The organism is Stenotrophomonas sp. SRS1 (assembly GCF_026130205.1).
Lineage (GTDB): Bacteria > Pseudomonadota > Gammaproteobacteria > Xanthomonadales > Xanthomonadaceae > Stenotrophomonas > Stenotrophomonas rhizophila_B.
This window is the reverse complement of the sequence record NZ_JAINFD010000003.1, coordinates 330,563-348,190: the sequence shown is the minus strand read 5'-3', so window position 1 is coordinate 348,190 and position 17,628 is coordinate 330,563. Positions and strand designations below refer to the sequence as shown.

The 17,628-nt window shown below is 65.7% G+C and carries 17 protein-coding genes and 1 pseudogene; 9 read left to right on the top strand and 9 right to left on the bottom strand.

The window, feature by feature from the left end; genetic code table 11:
• Positions 1–93: 93 nt before the first annotated feature.
• Together K4043_RS12310 and K4043_RS12305 are read right to left on the bottom strand one after the other, a co-directional pair.
• Positions 94–1,785 (bottom strand): hypothetical protein, encoded by a 1,692-nt coding sequence (locus tag K4043_RS12310; RefSeq protein WP_265309507.1) that lies wholly within the window; start codon positions 1,783–1,785, stop codon positions 94–96.
• Between the two features lie 279 nt (positions 1,786–2,064).
• Positions 2,065–2,286 (bottom strand): annotated as a pseudogene (locus K4043_RS12305) (hypothetical protein); the annotation flags it as partial.
• Positions 2,287–2,468: 182 nt separating this feature from the next.
• Here K4043_RS12305 and K4043_RS12300 point away from each other — a divergent pair.
• The 3 genes from K4043_RS12300 to K4043_RS12290 all read left to right on the top strand — a co-directional run bounded on the left by K4043_RS12300 (position 2,469) and on the right by K4043_RS12290 (position 5,614).
• A complete protein-coding gene (locus tag K4043_RS12300) occupies positions 2,469–3,356 on the top strand; it encodes a type II CAAX endopeptidase family protein (RefSeq protein WP_265309506.1) in 888 nt (295 codons plus the stop codon).
• A 928-nt stretch (positions 3,357–4,284) separates the two neighbouring features.
• Positions 4,285–4,803 (top strand): hypothetical protein, encoded by a 519-nt coding sequence (locus K4043_RS12295; protein ID WP_265309505.1) that lies wholly within the window; start codon positions 4,285–4,287, stop codon positions 4,801–4,803.
• Positions 4,804–5,020: 217 nt separating this feature from the next.
• A complete protein-coding gene (locus K4043_RS12290; RefSeq protein ID WP_265309504.1) occupies positions 5,021–5,614 on the top strand; it encodes a GNAT family N-acetyltransferase in 594 nt (197 codons plus the stop codon).
• An 87-nt stretch (positions 5,615–5,701) separates the two neighbouring features.
• On the opposite strand, the gene K4043_RS12285 is transcribed toward K4043_RS12290, so the two are convergent.
• Together K4043_RS12285 and K4043_RS12280 are read right to left on the bottom strand one after the other, a co-directional pair.
• Positions 5,702–6,406 (bottom strand): LytTR family DNA-binding domain-containing protein, encoded by a 705-nt coding sequence (locus K4043_RS12285; protein ID WP_265309503.1) that lies wholly within the window; start codon positions 6,404–6,406, stop codon positions 5,702–5,704.
• Positions 6,394–8,106 carry a sensor histidine kinase gene (locus K4043_RS12280; protein WP_265309502.1) on the bottom strand — a complete coding sequence of 571 codons (1,713 nt, stop codon included), beginning with the start codon at positions 8,104–8,106 and terminating at the stop codon, positions 6,394–6,396. The genes K4043_RS12285 and K4043_RS12280 overlap by 13 nt, the downstream gene beginning before the upstream one ends.
• Positions 8,107–8,264: 158 nt before the next feature.
• On the opposite strand from K4043_RS12280, the gene K4043_RS12275 reads away from it, so the two are divergent.
• From K4043_RS12275 to K4043_RS12250, 6 genes are all read left to right on the top strand, one after another.
• Positions 8,265–9,782 carry an alpha/beta hydrolase gene (locus K4043_RS12275; RefSeq protein WP_265309501.1) on the top strand — a complete coding sequence of 506 codons (1,518 nt, stop codon included), beginning with the start codon at positions 8,265–8,267 and terminating at the stop codon, positions 9,780–9,782.
• Between the two features lie 98 nt (positions 9,783–9,880).
• Positions 9,881–10,177, top strand: coding sequence for a hypothetical protein (locus K4043_RS12270; protein WP_265309500.1), 297 nt, complete (start codon positions 9,881–9,883; stop codon positions 10,175–10,177).
• 190 nt (positions 10,178–10,367) lie between these two features.
• Positions 10,368–10,727 (top strand): hypothetical protein, encoded by a 360-nt coding sequence (locus K4043_RS12265; protein WP_265309499.1) that lies wholly within the window; start codon positions 10,368–10,370, stop codon positions 10,725–10,727.
• A 60-nt stretch (positions 10,728–10,787) separates the two neighbouring features.
• Positions 10,788–11,171 (top strand): YbjQ family protein, encoded by a 384-nt coding sequence (locus K4043_RS12260; RefSeq protein ID WP_088432854.1) that lies wholly within the window; start codon positions 10,788–10,790, stop codon positions 11,169–11,171.
• 86 nt (positions 11,172–11,257) lie between these two features.
• Positions 11,258–12,136 (top strand): SDR family NAD(P)-dependent oxidoreductase, encoded by an 879-nt coding sequence (locus K4043_RS12255; protein WP_265309498.1) that lies wholly within the window; start codon positions 11,258–11,260, stop codon positions 12,134–12,136.
• A 60-nt stretch (positions 12,137–12,196) separates the two neighbouring features.
• Complete coding sequence (locus K4043_RS12250; protein ID WP_265309497.1) at positions 12,197–13,096, top strand: LysR family transcriptional regulator; 900 nt, start codon at positions 12,197–12,199, stop codon at positions 13,094–13,096.
• A 15-nt stretch (positions 13,097–13,111) separates the two neighbouring features.
• Here K4043_RS12250 and K4043_RS12245 read toward each other — a convergent pair whose 3' ends face one another.
• The 5 genes from K4043_RS12245 to K4043_RS12225 all read right to left on the bottom strand — a co-directional run bounded on the left by K4043_RS12245 (position 13,112) and on the right by K4043_RS12225 (position 17,506).
• On the bottom strand, positions 13,112–13,924 hold the full coding sequence (locus K4043_RS12245; protein WP_265309496.1) for a sugar phosphate isomerase/epimerase family protein: 813 nt from the start codon (positions 13,922–13,924) through the stop codon (positions 13,112–13,114).
• A gap of 88 nt (positions 13,925–14,012) precedes the next feature.
• The gene (locus tag K4043_RS12240; RefSeq protein WP_123728533.1) at positions 14,013–14,195 is read right to left on the bottom strand and encodes a hypothetical protein; all 183 of its coding nucleotides are present in this window, start codon (positions 14,193–14,195) and stop codon (positions 14,013–14,015) included.
• Positions 14,192–15,328: a PepSY-associated TM helix domain-containing protein gene (locus K4043_RS12235; RefSeq protein WP_265309495.1), complete on the bottom strand. Its 1,137-nt coding sequence runs from the start codon at positions 15,326–15,328 to the stop codon at positions 14,192–14,194. The genes K4043_RS12240 and K4043_RS12235 overlap by 4 nt, the downstream gene beginning before the upstream one ends.
• Before the next feature lie 122 nt (positions 15,329–15,450).
• On the bottom strand, positions 15,451–16,830 hold the full coding sequence (locus K4043_RS12230) for an ATP-binding protein (protein ID WP_123728535.1): 1,380 nt from the start codon (positions 16,828–16,830) through the stop codon (positions 15,451–15,453).
• Positions 16,823–17,506: a response regulator transcription factor gene (locus K4043_RS12225; RefSeq protein ID WP_123728536.1), complete on the bottom strand. Its 684-nt coding sequence runs from the start codon at positions 17,504–17,506 to the stop codon at positions 16,823–16,825. The genes K4043_RS12230 and K4043_RS12225 overlap by 8 nt, the downstream gene beginning before the upstream one ends.
• Positions 17,507–17,628 lie beyond the last annotated feature (122 nt).

Below are 17,628 nucleotides of genomic sequence, written 5' to 3'. Positions count from 1 at the left end.
AGGCCAGCGACTGGATACGCAAGGCGGCGGAGCAATGTCGGCTTCTGGGCGGGAGCCGACACTCACTTCAGGAAGCTTGCCTTGGTGCGAGCGCTATTCCCCCGCACCAGCTGACAAGCTGTCCCAGATACGTCCGTCACGTTGCGCTTCAGTGGTGACGTTGATCACCGACTGTTCGCCCAGACGATCACGCAACTGCTGCAGATACAGGCTGCGAGGTGTCACCACTTGGCCCATCGATTGCACGATCCCCGCAGGCTCTTCAGGCGGGAATTTCCCCGGTGCAGTAGCTCCCACCTGGCCCACGCTCCAGTTCATCGCGAAGGGCGGCGCCTGGACGACGTAGATGTCGTGCTCGGTGTTCCAGAACATCTGCTGCGCGCCCGCCCACCCGTGCCCCGTTCCGCTGTACCGGCGGTTCTGTGCCCGCAGCATGTATCCCTTGGTGTTGTCATACAGCGTGCCGGTGGACCAGCGATGATGTGGACCACTGTCATTGCTGTCACCTACGGCGAGGCAGTCCAGAAACACATTGGGACCGGGTACCCGTGCGCCGATGACGAAGGTATGCCTGCCGCCCTGGTTGTAGCAGCGCTGGATCAGATTGAAGGCGGCGTTGCCCTCGTAAAGGAACACATAGCGGCGGGCGCCTTGGGTTTCGCCATACCTGGGGTCGAGATAGGCAATGTCCTGCAGGGTATTGAACTGCGCGCCGTTGCGGGTCACGAAGCCATGCGACACATAACGCACGGTCACGTCGCGAACCCATGAGTCGTAGATTGCACCCAAGCGGAGTGCGGTAAAGGGACCGGAATCGGCGGTGCCGTTGACCGTACCGGTCTCGGGGTTACCCTCAAGGCGGAGGTCTTCGATGCCGACCTGTGAGATACGGATGGGATCCGTGCGATAGGCGCTGCCGCCACCGAAGCGCGTCGCGATGGCATCCATGATCGGGGCATCCAGGCTTATCGTGTCGTGGTCTACAGCAGTGACGACGCGTTCGCTGTACACAGCGTAGTCGCTGGGCGTCCATCGGTATCGTGCGGTATCGATGCCCTCGGGGCCGACCCAGCGGGCATTGGGTTCCCTCGCGATCGACACCGTATCGCCCACGCGATAGCCGGCTGCGGACTGCACCGTGATCCGCATCGCCCCCACCGGCACGTAGTCCATGGTGATGGCGGTCCGGCGTGGGTCCAGAGCGGCGCGGGGAACCGCGGATTCGCTGCTGCCCACTTCAAGAATCCTGCCCTGCCGATCGCTGACTTGGGAGCGGATCACCGTGCCGTCGGCACCTCGACCTTCACCGCGCAACACCACGCCGCTGGCCCGCATGGTCAGCGTCTTGCTCAACCTATAACCGCCGCGCCGCAGCAGGACTACGCCGCGTAGGCCCCGGCTGTCCTGGACACGCACGGCGACCGCGTCGATGGCGGCCTGGATGCGGGGAAAGTCGTCACCCTCCGCCTTTGGCTCAAGGACTTCAATAACAGGAATGCTGGAGCGGGTGGGCAGACTGACACCGCCGCCCTGGTAGCCGGCGCGGGAGAAGTCCGGGACGATGTTGCGCGCGTGATCGCTACCGTGGTCGGAGTACAGGGCATAGCGCAGCAGGCCGTTGCTGCCCAGTGCTACCAAGGGGGCGTCTTCGGCATTGTTGATGGGGTGGATGAAGGCGCTGGTCTCGGAAGCAGGCTCCGCCGCTGATAAGGTAGAAAACGGACAGACCGGCAACGCCACGAGCGTCAGCGCTGCGACTCGGCGAAACGCCGGGAGGAAAGGCATGCGGGCGACGTCCTTCCAGGGAGGAGTAGCTTGCAATGTTAGCAACTGCTTCCAACGATGCAGTCCGTGCTGAAGAGTCAGGCTGGTCTGCTTTTCCGGCCGATCGCGGACTTTTCGGACAACAGAAAGGCGCCAATCGCTGGCAGTGTCCGTTTCTGGCCGAAAGTGGACGTTCGGGGAGGACGGTGGCGCCGACCGCTGGTAATGTCCGCTTTCGACGGCGGTTTCAACTGGTCAATGCAACAGCTTGTTGATATCGCTCGATCGGTGTCTGGAAGTCCCGCGCGACTGGATGAAGAGCCTGCGATGGATCGTCTTGTGTGAGACCTGGCAGCTCGGATCGTCCGGGTAAGTCCGCTTGAGCCAGCCAGCGATCTGTTCGGGCGGCCACTGCTGCATCCCGCCAGTCTCGAAGAGAACCCCTCGCACGGACGAGTGATGCCGATCGAACAGCCTCGCCATCTGGTGCAACGACTCGCCCTGCCGCCAGCGGTCCCACATCAGGGCCTTGTGGCTGTCGGAACCGCCACCCAAAGCGGACACCACGGGCGACGACTCAGCGCTATTTCGTCGGCGATCCGGGTGGTTCATCGGCGGCTTCTGTGGCTTGGTCGCAAACGGGTAGCCACGCCCCCGCGCGGAGGGCAACTTGCAGCGGCGATCACGTCGACCTGGAGCCCCTCATGACCCCCGTTGTCCTGTATTCGCCCGATCCGGCCCGCGGCTGGCTGCCCTGGGCCTGGCTGACGCCGATCCTGATGATCCTGTTCAACGCGGTACCGGTGATCGCGCTGGACGGATGGATGCAGTCGCAGCATTGGTCGACGCCGGGCGGCGATCCGATCGGCCTCGCTGGCTTGCATGCGCTGCTGTGGATCGGCTTTGCGCCGACGCTGGCGGCCGTGCTCGCCTGGGTACGCTTCGTCGAAGGGCGCTCGCTGGCGAGTATCGGGCTGACCGGTCCGGCGCCGCTGAAAACCTTCCTGCGCGGACTGGCCGTTGGATTCGGCATGATCGCGCTGGTTGTAGTCGCGATCTGGATGGCTGGCGGCATGCAGGCGGCGGGCGTGGGGCAGGCCTGGCGGTCGCCCGTCAGTCTGCTGCACATCGGTCTGCTGCTAGTGAGTTTCATGTTCCAGGCGAGCGTGGAGGAAGTCATCTTCCGCGGCTGGATGCTGTCGGTGGTGGCGCGCAAGACCAATGTCACGGTGGCAGTGCTGCTGGTGTCGCTCGTTTTCTGCTTCCTGCATTTCAGTCCGCACCAGCCGCCCCTGGTCATGCTCAGCACGTTCCTGTTCTCGCTGTTCGCCTGCGCCTGGACGCTGCGGACCGGCAATATCTGGGGCGTGATGGGCTGGCACGCGGGGTGGAACTGGTTGCTCGCAACCGGCTTCGAACTGCCCGTCACCGGCATGGATGCGCACTTGCCGGCGCTGCTGGTGGCGCTGCGCCCGCAAGGCCTCGACACCCTGACCGGTGGCGCGCAAGGGCCGGAAGGCAGTTACCTGTGCAGCGTGTTCTTCGTCGCCGGGATCGCGTGGATCCAGTGGCGAAAGACGCGCGAAGCTTAGAACTTCTCGCCGACCAGCAGGTAACGCCCGGCTTACTTTTCGCGACGACTGCTCCTGGCCGGAAGCGGTCGCCCGGCCGGCGGGCGTTGCGTCGATCGGTTGAATACAAGGCCGGAAGCAGACATTCGCATGCCCGGCGTGCTTACGTCTTCGACCGCGCGAGGTGCGGTTTATCGCTTGTTAGCCCGACCCGGCCACCCTAAGATCGGGCTGCATTAGTCGTGACGTCGAGCCTTCAACTCATATGTTCCAACATACTTGTATGTGTCCTGCTTTGCGGGAGCGAGAAGTGAAGCCAGTGGAACTGACCTATGAGTCTCCAGATGGCGTGCTTCGACTAGTAGAGCCGACAGAGCGACAAATCACAGACATTGTTCTCTTATCTCCAGCCTCTTATTGGCAGCAAGGAGGGAGTGGTCAAGCTCTGCTTTCTGTCGCCGATCGCCCCGGCCTAACTATCATGCAACCAGAGGTTGATCGATTCTTCTTGGAGCTTTTCTTGGAGGATCGACTGGTGCCCTACGATGGAGGAAGTTGCGATGAATTCTTGGTGACAGAGATGGGGGGCGACCCGTTTCGTGTTCCTTTGGCCTGTACGGTTACGCCAAGCATTGCAGCTTCTGTTCTTGCGGAGTTCGTACGCACTCGCAGACAGCCTGGCGGAATTTGTTGGGTGCCTATGGGGGACGTACCGTTCGAGATCGGTTGGTACGATGAGTAAAATCGAAGCGGGCCAGAGGCGGTGCCCCGAAAGCGTGTCAGCCTCTGGCTGATAGCATGCGCGCCGTCGGGACGGGACCGTTGCGCGCGTGGTAGCGTCCGCTTCCGACTGGAAGTGGAATTTGGTCAACTGCTCGGTAGCAGCGATGCTTCAGTTGCTCTTCGGGCTAAACCCGGATTACCTCGAACGGAACCAGGAGACGGCGTCATGCATTGGGTCAGGCTTACATCCACGTTCTTCATGGCGACCGTTGCCACAGCCTGCAATGCACAGACGACCACACATACGGACCTCAATTACGATCGATTGATCCAGCTTGATGCCGAGAATCTGGCAGAGACCGGTATTGGCGAAGCCTATTTGCAACTGCTGCCAGAACTGCAGAAGTATGTCTCCCAACCCGCGCGCGTTGAAGAGCTGATTGACTCCGACCTGCCGCAGTACGCTGTCCGGGTCGACGGTACGGAGTACGTCGTCTACTCTCCTGATAGCGTGGAGGATGAAGGTGCGAGTTTGGGGGTCGCTACGTACGTATTCTTCAAAGTCGTCAACGACCAACTTGCCAATGCAGACGTTCGCTTCTTCGCGATCAATGCAGGAAATGATCTGGGTGGCTTGTTTCTCACCCCAGAGCAGGCAGAGGCGTCGCGAGCCACGCTTCGACGTCCTTCAGACTGGCCGTATCTACCAGAAGCCGACGGCCCTTGGTACGGGCAGTATCACTAGCTGAGATTGCAAGGGTTCACTCCTGGGCGGAAACGGGCAGCTGAAGATTCAGCCTCTAGGATCGAATTTTCAAGCAAGATTTGGAGTCACAATGCATCAGCAGGCTTCAGCCGTTGCAATATATTGGGGTCGGCTGTTTGAGTCTGGCACCTGTGTGCCGACTCGGGACAGCTTCAGTCTCGTCATAAATCCCAGCCTCACCGATGAGCGACGGGCAATGATCATGATGCCTGCCAATGGCAGCACGCGCGCCGCCATTTCCCCAAACACGGCCTCCACATTGGGAGTTGCTTCGGACATCCCGCCGGTCTCGCTGCAGTGGTTGCGCGAGGCGCTGCACACTGCCGGCGTCGAACTGCATGCGCCAGATGTCATCTACCACGTGGCAGCTACCGGATTGCCGCCCGCGCGCAGCGGCAACGCGGTTGAGGTGCGCCAGTTGGCCTCTGATGATGCATCGCTGTTCGATGAATTCATGTCGCAGATATCGGTAGATGACCGGGAAGACGCATCTGTCGAGCTAGGGCACTGGGCGACATTCGGCGCGTTCGTTGAGTCGGAACTGTTGGCTGTAGCCAGCATCTACCCATGGGGCGGTGCGGCCATTGCCGATATGGGGGTGCTGACCATGCCTCGTGCGCGAGGTATGGGCCTCGCAAGCTCGTTGGTGCGAGCTATGGTTGATCATGCTGAGGGGGGCGGATATGAGGCGCAGTACCGCTGCCAGTTTGACAACGTCGCATCGACTGCGCTTGCACAGTCTCTCGGACTGACGCCTTACGGCAAGTGGGAAGTGGCTTTCGCGCCTTAGACTTACCGGTCGCTAGAGCATGCAGTCAAACCAGCGATGCATGGGGAAATTGTGTCGCGTGTTACATGCCTGGTTGTGTACGTGGATTCAACCGGTCGAGCCGATGGTCGAGCGAATCTCCTCAACAAACGCCCGCCCCACCGGCACCTCAGCCCCATCATTCAACACCAGCCAATACCGGCTCCCCGAAGCCGCATGCAACGTCCGCACATGCGTCAAATTGACCAGATACGACCGATGGCAACGCACAAAATCCGGCGGTAGCACGGCAGTAAGACTCGCCAGCGATTTGTCATGCAGCTCACTCCGCCCATCGCACATACGTACTTCGCTGTAGTCCCCATCAGCACGGATCCAAAGCACGTCCGCCAGCTCCACCATCGCGGTCCCCTGCGCATGCCAGATGCCCAGGTAACGCGCCGCGCCAGACCGATACCGACCCACATCCAGCAGCCGCTCCAGCGCCTGCCCCAGCCGCTCGCGTGAGAAAGGCTTCGGCACGAAATCCAGCACCCCATGCTCAAATGCCTGCAGCGCCCGCTCCCGATGTGCGGAGACAACCACGCAGTGATAGCGCCCAGCGACCACGCGCTTCAGAAGATCGAATCCATCCTCACCACCGAGATTCAGATCCAGCAGCAGGCCGTCGTACACGCTGCGCTGCAGCCGGTCACCCGCGGCCTCCAGGTCGGCCACGGCATCGAATCGCGCGCGGCTGCCAGCCAGTTCGCTACACATCCGCAACAGCCGCTGTCGAACCAACAGCTCGTCCTCGACGATCAGGATGCGCATATCAGCTCCATGCGGCCGTACCAGTCGTTGCCATCGGGGCCCTGCTCAAAGCGCCAGCCCTCCGGGAAGGTAGCTGCAAGGCTGGCCTCGATATAGCGCGTGCCCGTGCCTTGCCCGCGATGCGGGGCGGTCCCACGCGCGCTGCGCAGCTCCAGCATCCAACGGTCGCCGTCGCGTTGGATATGCAGGCGGAACGCGTGCTCGGCACATGCGTCCGCCCCCGCATGCGTGAGGGCATTCTCGACCTGCGCATGCAGCACGCCGGGCGGCAGCCACAACCCGGCCGTGTGCTCGCCCTCGACCTCAAAACCGATGTGGCGATCCAGCGCGAGGCCGACGATGTCCAGGTGGTTGCGGCACAGCGCTAGCTCTTCTTCGATCGGCACGCTGGGGCGGGTGCTGCTTTCGCGCAGGCGATCAAACTGTTCGGCCAGGGATTCGACCAGGCGGCTGGCGCGCATCGGTGCCTGTTCGATCAACTCCTGCAGGCCGGTGAGGGTATTCATCAGCCAATGCGGCTGGATGCCCCGTTGCAGCAGCTGCAGCGAGAGGCGTGCACGCTCTTCGCGCAGCTGCGCGTTGTGGTGGTCCAGCGTCCGCAGCTGGGCGGCGTGGCGGATCAGCAGAAAGCCCATCAGCACGGCCAGGAACATGAAGTAGGGGCCATCGAGGAAGATGCCACCGGCGAAGGGCACGGCCAGCGCGCCTGCCACCACCAACGTCAGGATCGGCCAGCGCTCGTCAGGCTCACCACGGGCGCGCAACAGCACGCAGGCGGAGGTCAGCAGGCTGAGCAGCAGGAGGGCGGCACCGCGGCCGTCGAAGCTGGGCACGAAGGCGGCCAGCGCCAGCAGTGTGGCGAGATAGGCGATGCGGGCTGTCTTCGGCACCGCGACGCCGAAACGACGCGCCAGGTAAGCCGGCAGCAGGATCGCCGCGGCGAGGTGCAGCAGAAGCAGCATGAGCAGTCGTGAGCCGTGCCACGGATAGGCATAGCCGACCAGCGGCCGCCATGCTTCGACGACGGGCAACGCAAGGCCGACGACACCCAATGCGAGCAGCAGGCGCGCACCCGGTACCCGTGGTCGGCCGCGCTGTGCGGCGAGGAAGTAGAGGCACGCCGCGCCGAGTGCTCCGGTGGCAAGCGCGGCGATCAACCACGGTCCGATGCCGTGGCCGTAGATCGAGGCGGCCGGCCCGATGGCAGCGAAGGCATCCGCACCGCGCGGCTGGATCCACTGGTGATGGCTGGAAGCGAGCAGCACCAGCGTATCGGTGCCGCCGGGCGAGGAGGGCGGCAGCATGCGGATGATGTCCACCTGTCCCGGTTGCTCTTCGTCTGCGTTGCGGCCGACGGTGCCATTGGCGGCCAACGGCTTGCCGTTCCAGAAGGGCTGGCTGGCGGCGCGCACCGAGATGCGCAGGGCACGGTCGGCCGCGCCGTGTGCTGGCTGCGCAGGCAAGCGCCAACGCAGCCAGTAAAGGCCACGCGAGTGCACCAGTCTGTGTTGGTTGGCCGGTTGCCATTGCAGTGTCGTCGGTGGTGCGGTGGGCAGTGCGCCATCCGCATCCAACGTGGCGGGTGCCATCTCCTGTGGCTCGTAATAGTGCACGCCCGGTGGGGGCGCGACCAACAGCAGCCACGCAGCGACCGCGATGAGGAGGACGGCGAGGGCGGTCAGGGTGCGTGGGATCTGCATGGGCCCATCGTATCGGTTGCGCGGAGTCACTGGACCCCCGCCTGGAGCTGTTCGGCGGACGGCCCGTCCTCGGCTGCGGTGAGAGAAGTGATGCTGGCGGCGTGGTGCATGCGCCGTCACTCGGCGCTCGATCCCTTACGTCCCAACCGGAGTCCGTCATGCCCAACGTCCCGATGTCCCTGTTCCGTTCTCCTGCTCCCGGCCTGTGCCTGCGGGTCACGCGGTGGGCAGCGCTCTGCCTGACCCTGGTCGGCGCGTCACCTGTGCTGGCACGTGATGCGGCGGCGCCGCTGGAGTTCGCCCCCTATGCGTTCGAGTCGCAGAAGCACGGCACCATCGACGCCGAGGCGGGCTATCTGGAGGTGCCGCGTCTGCATGCCGATCCCAACGGCCCGCGCATGCGTCTGCGGGTGGTGCGCCTGCCGGCAACGGGTGGCGATGGCAAGGCGGCGCCCGTGGTGTACCTGGCCGGTGGTCCGGGGGGCTCGGGGATCGGGACCGGGCGCGGACCGCGCTGGCCGGTGTTCGATCAGGTCCGACGCGAGACCGACGTGCTGCTGCTTGATCAGCGCGGGGCGGGGGAGTCCGAGCCGCCGCCGGCGTGCCCGCACCAGCACACGTTCGATGATGCGCAGCCACTGCAGCGCGATGCCGCGCTCGCCGCGCTGCGTGACGTCACCGCCCGCTGCGTGGCGTACTGGCGGGAGGCGGGCGTGGATCTGGCTGCTTATACCACCGCGGAAAGTGCCGCCGATCTGGAGGACCTGCGGCGCTCGTTGAAGGTGCCGAAGATCAGCCTGTGGGGCATGAGCTACGGCACCCATCTGGCGCTGGCCACGGTGCGCCTGCACGGTGACGGTCTGGACCGCGTGGTGCTGATGGGGACGGAAGGCCCCGACGACACGTTGAAGCTGCCGCTGTCGGCCGATGCGCTGCTGGCGGAGCTGGGCGTGCTGGCGAAGGGGGCGGGCTTCGACGATCTGACCGGCTCGGCCACGCGCGTCCTGGCCGCTCTGCGTGAGCAGCCGCGCCAAGGCCACAGTGTCATGCACGGCGGCAAGCCGGTGATGATCGGCGAGTTCGACGCGCAGTTGGCGATCAGTGCCTGTCTCGGGCGCCGGATGACCCAGCAGTGGCTGCCGCTGATCCTGCGCGATGCCGAGAACGGCGACTACGACCTGCTGGCGGCGATGGTCCTCCTGCTGCGCAGTGAACACGGCAGCTACGGCGCGATGCCGCTGGCGATGGATGTGGCCTCCGGCCAGAGTCCGCAGCGCCGCGCACTGGTCGACGCGCAGGCACGCGAGAGTTTGTTCGGCGATGCGTTGAACTTCCCGTTCCCGGCGCTTGGGGATGGCCTGGGGCTGGTCGATCTTGGCGATGCTTTCCGTGGGCCGCTGCGCAGCACGGTGCCGGTGCTGTTTATCAGTGGGACATTGGATGGGCGCACGCCGCCCGCCAATGCCGAGGCATTGCGGCCGGGGTTCAGCGACAGCCGCACGCTGCGGGTGCGCGGGGCCAGCCACGACAACGAGCTGTGGCTCGGGAACCCTGCCATCGCCGCGGGCATTACGGACTTCCTGGCGGGTCGACCGATGGGTGATGCGGAGCTGGACGTGGGGGCGCCGGTGTTCGCCAGGAGCAAGAGCGATCTGGTGGATCCGCGCGGGCGCTGAGAGCCACCCGTAAGTGCGCCTGTGTGCAGGCGCTGTGGACCGGCCGAGGTGTATGGTTTCGGCTGGCCACGGCGCTTGCGCCAACACAGGAGGACACGATGACCGATTCAACGGCGGCATCCGTGCATGGCACGCCCGACGATTACGGCGACACGCTGTACCGCGTCTACTTCGAAGTGGGCGAGTGGGAAGGGATCGCGGGCGATGCCATCATTGCCTTCCTTGTCGAGCGTGCCAACGATCATCCGGCCTTTGATTTCGACGCCTCGCTGCTGCACGCGCGGCCCCACGGGTATGAAGTGGACCTGCCGATGCAGCTGATTCCCGAGGTGGTACGTGCCCTGGCCGAGCGCAATGTAGCGGTGTATCAGGTGGTCCGGCTTGGCGGGATCTGACCGGCACGCCGCCTGCCCGGGGCAGGGGCCGTTGGCAGTACCTGCGCATGCCCGCCTCGGCTAAGATGGCCGCCATCCCCGGAGACCGGCTGCACGGCAAGGAAGACCGATGTGTAAGTCAGCCCGCGATTCAGTAGCCGCGTCAGTGCGATTGGTAGCAGCTGCGCTGTTGTTTCTCCCGCTGCCTGCGATGGCCTCTGATTTCACCGGGTTTCTGACCCTGTACATTGCCATGCCGATCTTCGCACTCACCGGGCTGCTGCTTGGTGTCCTGCTGATCTTCCGTCGTCATCGCTGGGTACGTGTCGTCGGGACGGTTGTCGCTGTCCCGATCCTGCTTGCCGGTATCGGTGTCGCTTACGTGGACACGTGGCGGCTCTGGCCACAGACCACTCACAGCGAGCCTCTTATTCGGGCGACGGCGGTCATCCTTTGTGCGTTGGTGTGGCTGACGCTGGCAGCCTTGGTCTGGCTCCTGTGGCGCTGGCCGTCACGGCCTCGGCAGATCGGCACGACCGCCGCTGTATCGCAGGCGCCTGATTCCCCATGATCACCGGCGGGCGCACTGCGCGTCCGTCCCTCCCGTTTCTCAACCTGGCTAGAGGCAGCAATGGCAGATCCTTACAACAGCGGTGGCCGCGCAGGTCCCGCAACCCGGCTCGATGATTCCATGGTGACCACCGCAATGGAGCTGCCCGGCTTCCGCGTGGTGCGCAGCCTGGGTGTGGTGCGCGGCATCACCGTGCGCTCGCGCTCGATCGTGGGCAACTTCCTGGGCGGGCTGCAGACCATTTTCGGCGGCAATATCACCATCTATACGCAACTGTGCGAGCAGGCGCGCGAAGAGACCTACCGGGACATGTCCAACCATGCGCGGCTGCTCGGCGCCAACGCGATCATCGCGATGCGCTATGACGCCACCGACGTGATGACCGGCCTGACCGAAGTGCTGTGCTACGGCACGGCGGTGATCGTCGAACCGACGCACCTCTAAGCTGCCCGCTCGCGATACGTCCCGCGTATCGCAGCCTCCTGTGGTTGGTATTGGCATCCGCGCCGCGCAGCGGGGATGCTGTCCACATGACAATCAACGACACGCTTTCTTTCGCTGGCCAGGTGGCCCTGGTCACCGGCGCCGCGGGCGGCCTCGGCTTTGCCTATAGCCGGTTGCTCGCGCAGCGCGGCGCACACGTGGTGATGCAGGATGTGGGCGCCGCGCTGGATGGCACCGGCAGCGATCCGCAGCGGATCGATCAGGCAGTCGCGTGCCTGCGTGCGGATGGCCTCTCTGTCGAGGCCAGCCATCGAGGCATCGCTACCCGTATCGAGGCCGCCACACTGGTTGCCGAGCTGTTGCAGCATCATGGCCGCCTGGACGTGATCCTGCACAACGCCGGTTGGGTCGAGTATCAACGGATCGACGCGGTGGACGAGGATCGCTTCGACCACATGATGGCGGTCGCGGCCAAGGCGCCGCTGTGGCTGGCCCAGGCGGCTTGGTCGGCGATGCAGGCGCAGGGGCATGGCCGCATCGTGGTGACCACCTCCGACCGCGCGCTGTATCCGCAATACGTGCAGCACGGGCTGGCGGCGTATGCGGCGGCGAAGTCGGCCGCGGTGGGTATCGTCAACGTACTGGCGGCCGAGGGCGCAGCGCATGGCATCGTGGTCAATGCGGTCTCGCCGGTGGCCAAGACCCGCATGTGGGGCGTGCAGGGCGAACCGGATGAACTGTATCCGGAGGCGGTAGCACCCGGCGTGGTGTTCCTGGCCTCGCGCGCCTGCACCGAGGGTGGCTGGATCCTGCGTGCGAGCAATGGCCAGTTCCATGCCACGCGGCTCACCGAGGCCGAGGGCGTGCGCTATCCGCGCAACCTGCAGGCGGTGTCCGCCGACAGTGTGGAGCAGGTCGCCGCGCAGTGGCCGCAGATCGCCAAGGCCGCCATCGAGCCGCGCTGAAGCCTGCGCACGCGCCGGCGTACTACCCTTGGGGCTGTTCTCCCGTTCCGGCACCGCCCCATGGTCGATCTCCGCCAGCTCCGTCAGTTCGTCGCCGTCGCCGAGGAACTGCACTTCCACCGTGCGGCCGCGCGGCTGCATATGTCGCAGCCACCGTTGACGGCGGCGATCCGCAAGCTGGAAGAGGAGATCGGGGCGGAGTTGATCCAGCGCGGCAACCGCACGTTGGGGCTGACAGTTGCCGGCCAGACGCTGCTGGCCGAAGCACGTCTGACCTTGCAGCAGGCCGACCACGCGTTGCTCGCCACCCGTGATGCCGCCGCCGGGCGCACGGGACTGGTCAGGCTGGGCTATGTGGGCAGCGCGCTGTACGGGCGGTTGCCGCAGGTGATCCGCGCCTTCCGTGCGCACCATCCGCAGGTGCGGCTGGAGCTGATCGAAGCGACCTCGTCAGGTCAGCTCACGCTGCTGCGCGAGGGCCGCATCGATGTGGCGGTGCTGATTCCCCCGATTTATGATGCGGCGGACATGCGGCTGCAGGACTTCGATGAGGACCGCTTGGCCATTGCATTGCCGCGCGCCCATCCGCTGGCGCAGCAGGCCACCGTGCCGGTAGACGCGCTGGCGGCCGAACCGTTCGTGCTGTGGCCCGCGCGCGAGGGGCAAGGCTTCCACGCGCAGGTTATCCGTCTGTGTGCCGATGCCGGTTTCAATCCGCAGGTAGTGCAGGAAGCGCACGGGATGCATGCGGTGCTGTCGCTGGTGGCGGTGGAAGCCGGTGTAGCGATCGTGCCGGCCAGCATGGCCGGCTTTCGTCCTGACGAAATCGTCTACCGGCCCATCACCGGCGAGGCGGCGCGCTTCACCTTGCAGCTGTGCACGCCGGCCGGCGAGCCCGCGCCCGCGCTGCGCCATTTCCTGGATCTGGCCACGGAGGCGCCTGGACCGCCTGTGCGGTAAAGCGGGCAGGGCGCGTCAGCGCGTCAGGACAGCGTTCAACGCCGCCATGGCCTCGGCAGCCACCGCATGCGGATCACGCGACTTCAGGGCATCGTTGAACACCTCCAGCCCGATCGGGCCGGCATAGCCCCTCGTCGCCAACGCGTCGATCAGCGTCTCCAGCGGCCATATACCTTTACCCGGCAGGCAGCGGTGATGCCGCGCCTGTGCAGTGACCTGCCCAGGCAACGGCTGGGTCTGCACATCCGAGAGCTGCACCAGCGCGATGCGCTCCATCGGCACGTCGTGCAGATCATCGGCGGTGCGCCCGGCGGCGAACAGGTGGAAGGCATCGACCACGATGTCCAGGTTCGGTGCGCCGACCTGCTCGATCTGCTGCCACGTCGAGGGCAGGGTGGAATGCAGGCGGCTCCAGGCCATGCCTTCGTAGGCGATGCGCAGGCCACGTTCGGCGGCACGCGCGCACAGCCAGCGCAGGTCGTCGGTGACGCGGTCGGGCACGTAGTCGGTCGCGGTGCAGGCGGGCACCAGCATGGTGCCTGCACCCACGTCGTTGGCCAGTGCGAGCAACGACATCGCCTCTGCGCGCTTGGCATCACGCGTGGCGGTGGAGGCGCCATCGAAATCCAGCAGCACCTGCACATCCGTGAGCTGCAGGCCGGTGCGCGCAAGCACGGCGCGGACGTCGGCGGCCGATGAGGACGCGACATCCTCGCGCCACAGCTCAACCTGCGCGAACCCGGCGGCCGCAGCAGCATCGAGTTTCTCGCCGGTGCTGCCGCCGAGCAGGACGGTGTTGAGGAAGCGGGGGCCGGGCAATCGGTTCATCGGGGTAGTACCTGTGCGCGATGTGTATCTCGCGCTGCATGCTATCGATCCGGGCATCGGCATCCTGTGCAGATGCGTCCGCACCGCCTCAACGCGTGCGCTTCACCCACGCGCGCACCACCAGCGCGATGAGCGCGGTGAACACCAGCCACGAGATGACGTCGAACACGCCGTCGCCGATCAGGGCGCTGACCAGCCCGACCACGCTGGCCAGTGCGATCCACGCCGGGGCGATGAACGGGCTGCGCGGTGGTTGCACCGGCGCGTTCATGCGGCACCGCCGGTCTTCGCGGCGCGCTCGATCTCGGTGACGCGTGCCTCGGTACTGCCGCGCTTCACCCACAGGTACAGGCCACTGATCAGCACCACGATGGTGAGCAGATCCAGCAGCGCCCACAGGATTTTCAGCGGCAGCTTGCCGTAGTCGCCGAAGTGCAGCGGCTGGCTCAGCAGCAGCACGCTCATGTAGGTCGGCAACTGCGGCTGTGCGGTGAGCTCGCCGGTCTTCGCATCGATCAGCACCGGGCGATACAGGCGCTCGGTGAGCGCCGTGTTGCCTTGCATGAACACCCCATAGTGATGGTCACCGCTGTAGCCGGTGCCGGGGAAGCTGACGAATGCCGGGCGCATGCCGGGCTCGGCCGCGCGGGCGGTGTCCACGGCGCCCTGCAGCGAGGCCAGGGTGGCCGGTCGCGGCTGGCCGGCATAGCGGGCCGCGAACTTGCCAAGCTGCTCGCTCTGCCAGGCCTGTTCCAGTGGCTTGGCGATGGTGTTGATGGCACCGGTGATACCCACGACCAGTGCCCAGCCGAGGGTGACGATGCCAAGCACGTTGTGCAGATCCAGCCAGGCCAGCCGGCGGTTGCGGCCGGTGCGCAGCGTGCCGAAGCGCTGCTTGCGCATGAACGGACCGTACAACACCAGGCCGGAGATGATCGCCACCGCGAACAGCAGCGCCATCGCGCCCATGAACAGCATGCCGGGCAGGCCGAGGAACAGATCGGTGTGCAGCCGGTACAGGAAGTACATCACCCCTTCGTTGAACTGCGCGGCGGGTAGCACCTCGCCTGACGTCGCGTGAAGCAGGGCGGTGTGCATCTGCGGCGGCGGCGTGTCCGCGCGGGCGCCGGTGTTGACGTACACGGTAGGCGCGTCCGGATCCCAGCCGACGAACAGCGGCACATCGCCGGGATACTGCGCCAGCGCGGTGCTTACCTGCGCGTCCAGATCACGCAGCGTGGCGTCGGCGGCGGCTGTGGCGACTTCCGGCTCGCCGAGGTGGGCGATCTCCTCGGCGAACACCAGCGGCAGCCCGGTCAGGCACAACAGCAGCAGGAACAAGGTACAGACGAGGCTCGTCCACTTATGGATGACGAACCAGGTTTTGATGGTGGCACGTTGCATGAAGGCTCTCTGGCGTACGTCGGGAGGCAACGGAAAAGCCACACCGGCATTGGCGAGCGATTATCCGGATGCGCCGTGGGAATACAAACGACTCTCACCCCTCCCGGCAGCAGCGCCTGCTGTCAGCGAAGTCCTTCTGCCACGCAGCGGATGCTGAGCCAGGCGCCGCCGCCCGGGGCATCCCCGGCGCGGACACGGAACCCATGCAGGCCGGCGATGGCGGCCACGATCGACAGCCCCAGGCCGAAGCCCTCGGTTGGCTCGCCGCCAGTGCCGGCACCGCCGCCGCGGAAGAAGCGCTGGTAGATCAGGCTGCGGTCCTGCGGCGGAATGCCCGGGCCGTTGTCGATCACATCAATGCGCGGGGCGCCATTGTCGTCCACCGCCCGGAGCAGGATCCGGCCTCTGGCCGGGGTGAAGTGAAGGGCATTGGAGAGCAGGTTGGCCAGCGCTTCGAACAGCAGCTCGCGGTCGCCCCAGAGCGTGCCCACCTGCGGATCGATCTCCAGCAGCAGCTGCTGCTCCTTTTCTTCGGCCAGCGGCAGGTAGAACGCATGCAGTTCCTGCAACAGCTCACCCGCATCCAGTTCGACGAAGGCGGAGCGGCGCTGGTGACTTTCCAGCTCGGAAACGCGCAGCAATGCACCGAAGCGCGCCATCAGCCGGTCGGTCTCGGTCAGCGCCTTGTCCAGTTGGGCGGCGCGCGGGTCGTCTTCCTCCAGCCCGACGCGGGTGCGGTAGAGATGTGCGCGCAGGCGGGTGAGGGGCGTGCGCAGATCATGCGCGATGCTGTCGCACACGCCTTTGACCTCGGTCATCAACTGCTCGATGCGTTCGAGCATGGCATTGACGATGCTCGACAGGCGGTCGATCTCATCGGGGCGGCCGGAGACGGGCAGGCGCTGGCCGAGATCACCGGCGATGATGCGCTTGGTGGCGGCTTCGATCTCCTGGATCCGTCTGAGCGGCCGACGGCGCAGGATGTGCCAGCCGGCCAGGCCGGGAATAATGGTCAGCGAGACGCCCCAGAGCAGCGCATCGAGAATGATGCTGTTGACCGCGGTCAGCTTTCCGCTCTGGCGGACGAACACCAGCAGGCGGCCGTCGCGGGTGGCCACGCCAAGGGCGCGGCCGGGTGCGTCGATCGCGCCGCTGCGCAGTGACCAGCGGTCCACCGCCCGGGCGCGCCCATCGATGCGCAGGCCATCGGGAATCGCCCGCAGCGGGCCCGCCAATGGCTGCCCGTTGCGGTTGAAGATGCCGTAGGCGTAAGCCCCGTGCAGGTCGTAGCGCAGGCTGTCGCGCAGTGCGTCGTCCAGCGCCTGGCCCTCGAACTTCCCGAACAGGTGCGCGCGCTGCTGCAGCCCGGATTCGGAGAGTTCATTGAGGTAGTCCGACACGCGCCAGTACATCACCCCCAGCAGCACGCTGGACCAGGCCACGAACAGCACGCAGTACAACCCGAGCAGCCGGCTGCTGGACGAGCGCCAATGGTCAGACATGGTCGTCCAGGACATAGCCGGTGCCACGCACGGTCCGGATCGGCTGGCCATGCCCCGGCTGGTCGATGCGCTTGCGCAGGCGACCGATGTGCACATCGATCAGGTTGGTGCCGGGATCGAAGTGATAGCCCCACACCTCCTGGAACAACATGGTGCGGGTGACCACCTGGCCGGCGTTGCGCACCAGGAACTCGAGCAGTTTGAACTCGGTCGGCAGCAGGGTGATCTCCTCGCCGGCGCGGCGCGCGGTGCGGGTCATCAGGTCCAGCTCCAGATCGCCGGCACGCAGCAGATTGTCCGCCACGGCGGGCTGGCCGTGGCGACGGATCAGCACCTCCACGCGGGCGGCCATTTCATCCGAGGCGAAGGGCTTGGTCAGGTAGTCATCGCCGCCGGCACGCAGGCCGCGGACCCGCTCATCCACATCGGAGAGTGCGCTGATCATCAGCACCGGGGTGGTGATGCCCTGGCGGCGCAGGGCGGTGACCAGGGCCAGGCCGTCCATGCCGGGCAGCATGCGGTCCAGGGTGATCACCGCGTAGTCGCCGCGGCAGGCCATCGCCAGGCCGTCCTCGCCGTTGCCCACCCGGTCCACCTCGAAGCCGTGGCTGCGCAGTTCCGTGGCGATTTCCTCGGCGGTGACGAGGTCGTCCTCGATGGTGAGTACGCGCGGCATGGGCCACTTTGACGGCTGGGACCGGTGCATCGTCGCAACCCACCGGGGGGACTGCAAATGAAAAATGTTTCATGCGGTTTTCTCCGGATCCTCCCCCCGGTTCTCCTATATTCGCCCCGAGC

Excerpts from the sequence above, each read along its gene's own strand:
- K4043_RS12310 (WP_265309507.1), bottom strand. The coding sequence starts at position 1,785 with ATGCCTTTCCTCCCGGCGTTTCGCCGAGTCGCAGCGCTGACGCTCGTG.
- K4043_RS12300 (WP_265309506.1), top strand. The coding sequence starts at position 2,469 with ATGACCCCCGTTGTCCTGTATTCGCCCGATCCGGCCCGCGGCTGGCTG.
- K4043_RS12295 (WP_265309505.1), top strand. The coding sequence starts at position 4,285 with ATGCATTGGGTCAGGCTTACATCCACGTTCTTCATGGCGACCGTTGCC.
- K4043_RS12290 (WP_265309504.1), top strand. The coding sequence starts at position 5,021 with ATGATCATGATGCCTGCCAATGGCAGCACGCGCGCCGCCATTTCCCCA.
- K4043_RS12285 (WP_265309503.1), bottom strand. The coding sequence starts at position 6,406 with ATGCGCATCCTGATCGTCGAGGACGAGCTGTTGGTTCGACAGCGGCTG.
- K4043_RS12280 (WP_265309502.1), bottom strand. The coding sequence starts at position 8,106 with ATGCAGATCCCACGCACCCTGACCGCCCTCGCCGTCCTCCTCATCGCG.
- K4043_RS12275 (WP_265309501.1), top strand. The coding sequence starts at position 8,265 with ATGCCCAACGTCCCGATGTCCCTGTTCCGTTCTCCTGCTCCCGGCCTG.
- K4043_RS12270 (WP_265309500.1), top strand. The coding sequence starts at position 9,881 with ATGACCGATTCAACGGCGGCATCCGTGCATGGCACGCCCGACGATTAC.
- K4043_RS12265 (WP_265309499.1), top strand. The coding sequence starts at position 10,368 with ATGGCCTCTGATTTCACCGGGTTTCTGACCCTGTACATTGCCATGCCG.
- K4043_RS12260 (WP_088432854.1), top strand. The coding sequence starts at position 10,788 with ATGGCAGATCCTTACAACAGCGGTGGCCGCGCAGGTCCCGCAACCCGG.
- K4043_RS12255 (WP_265309498.1), top strand. The coding sequence starts at position 11,258 with ATGACAATCAACGACACGCTTTCTTTCGCTGGCCAGGTGGCCCTGGTC.
- K4043_RS12250 (WP_265309497.1), top strand. The coding sequence starts at position 12,197 with ATGGTCGATCTCCGCCAGCTCCGTCAGTTCGTCGCCGTCGCCGAGGAA.
- K4043_RS12245 (WP_265309496.1), bottom strand. The coding sequence starts at position 13,924 with ATGAACCGATTGCCCGGCCCCCGCTTCCTCAACACCGTCCTGCTCGGC.
- K4043_RS12240 (WP_123728533.1), bottom strand. The coding sequence starts at position 14,195 with ATGAACGCGCCGGTGCAACCACCGCGCAGCCCGTTCATCGCCCCGGCG.
- K4043_RS12235 (WP_265309495.1), bottom strand. The coding sequence starts at position 15,328 with ATGCAACGTGCCACCATCAAAACCTGGTTCGTCATCCATAAGTGGACG.
- K4043_RS12230 (WP_123728535.1), bottom strand. The coding sequence starts at position 16,830 with ATGTCTGACCATTGGCGCTCGTCCAGCAGCCGGCTGCTCGGGTTGTAC.
- K4043_RS12225 (WP_123728536.1), bottom strand. The coding sequence starts at position 17,506 with ATGCCGCGCGTACTCACCATCGAGGACGACCTCGTCACCGCCGAGGAA.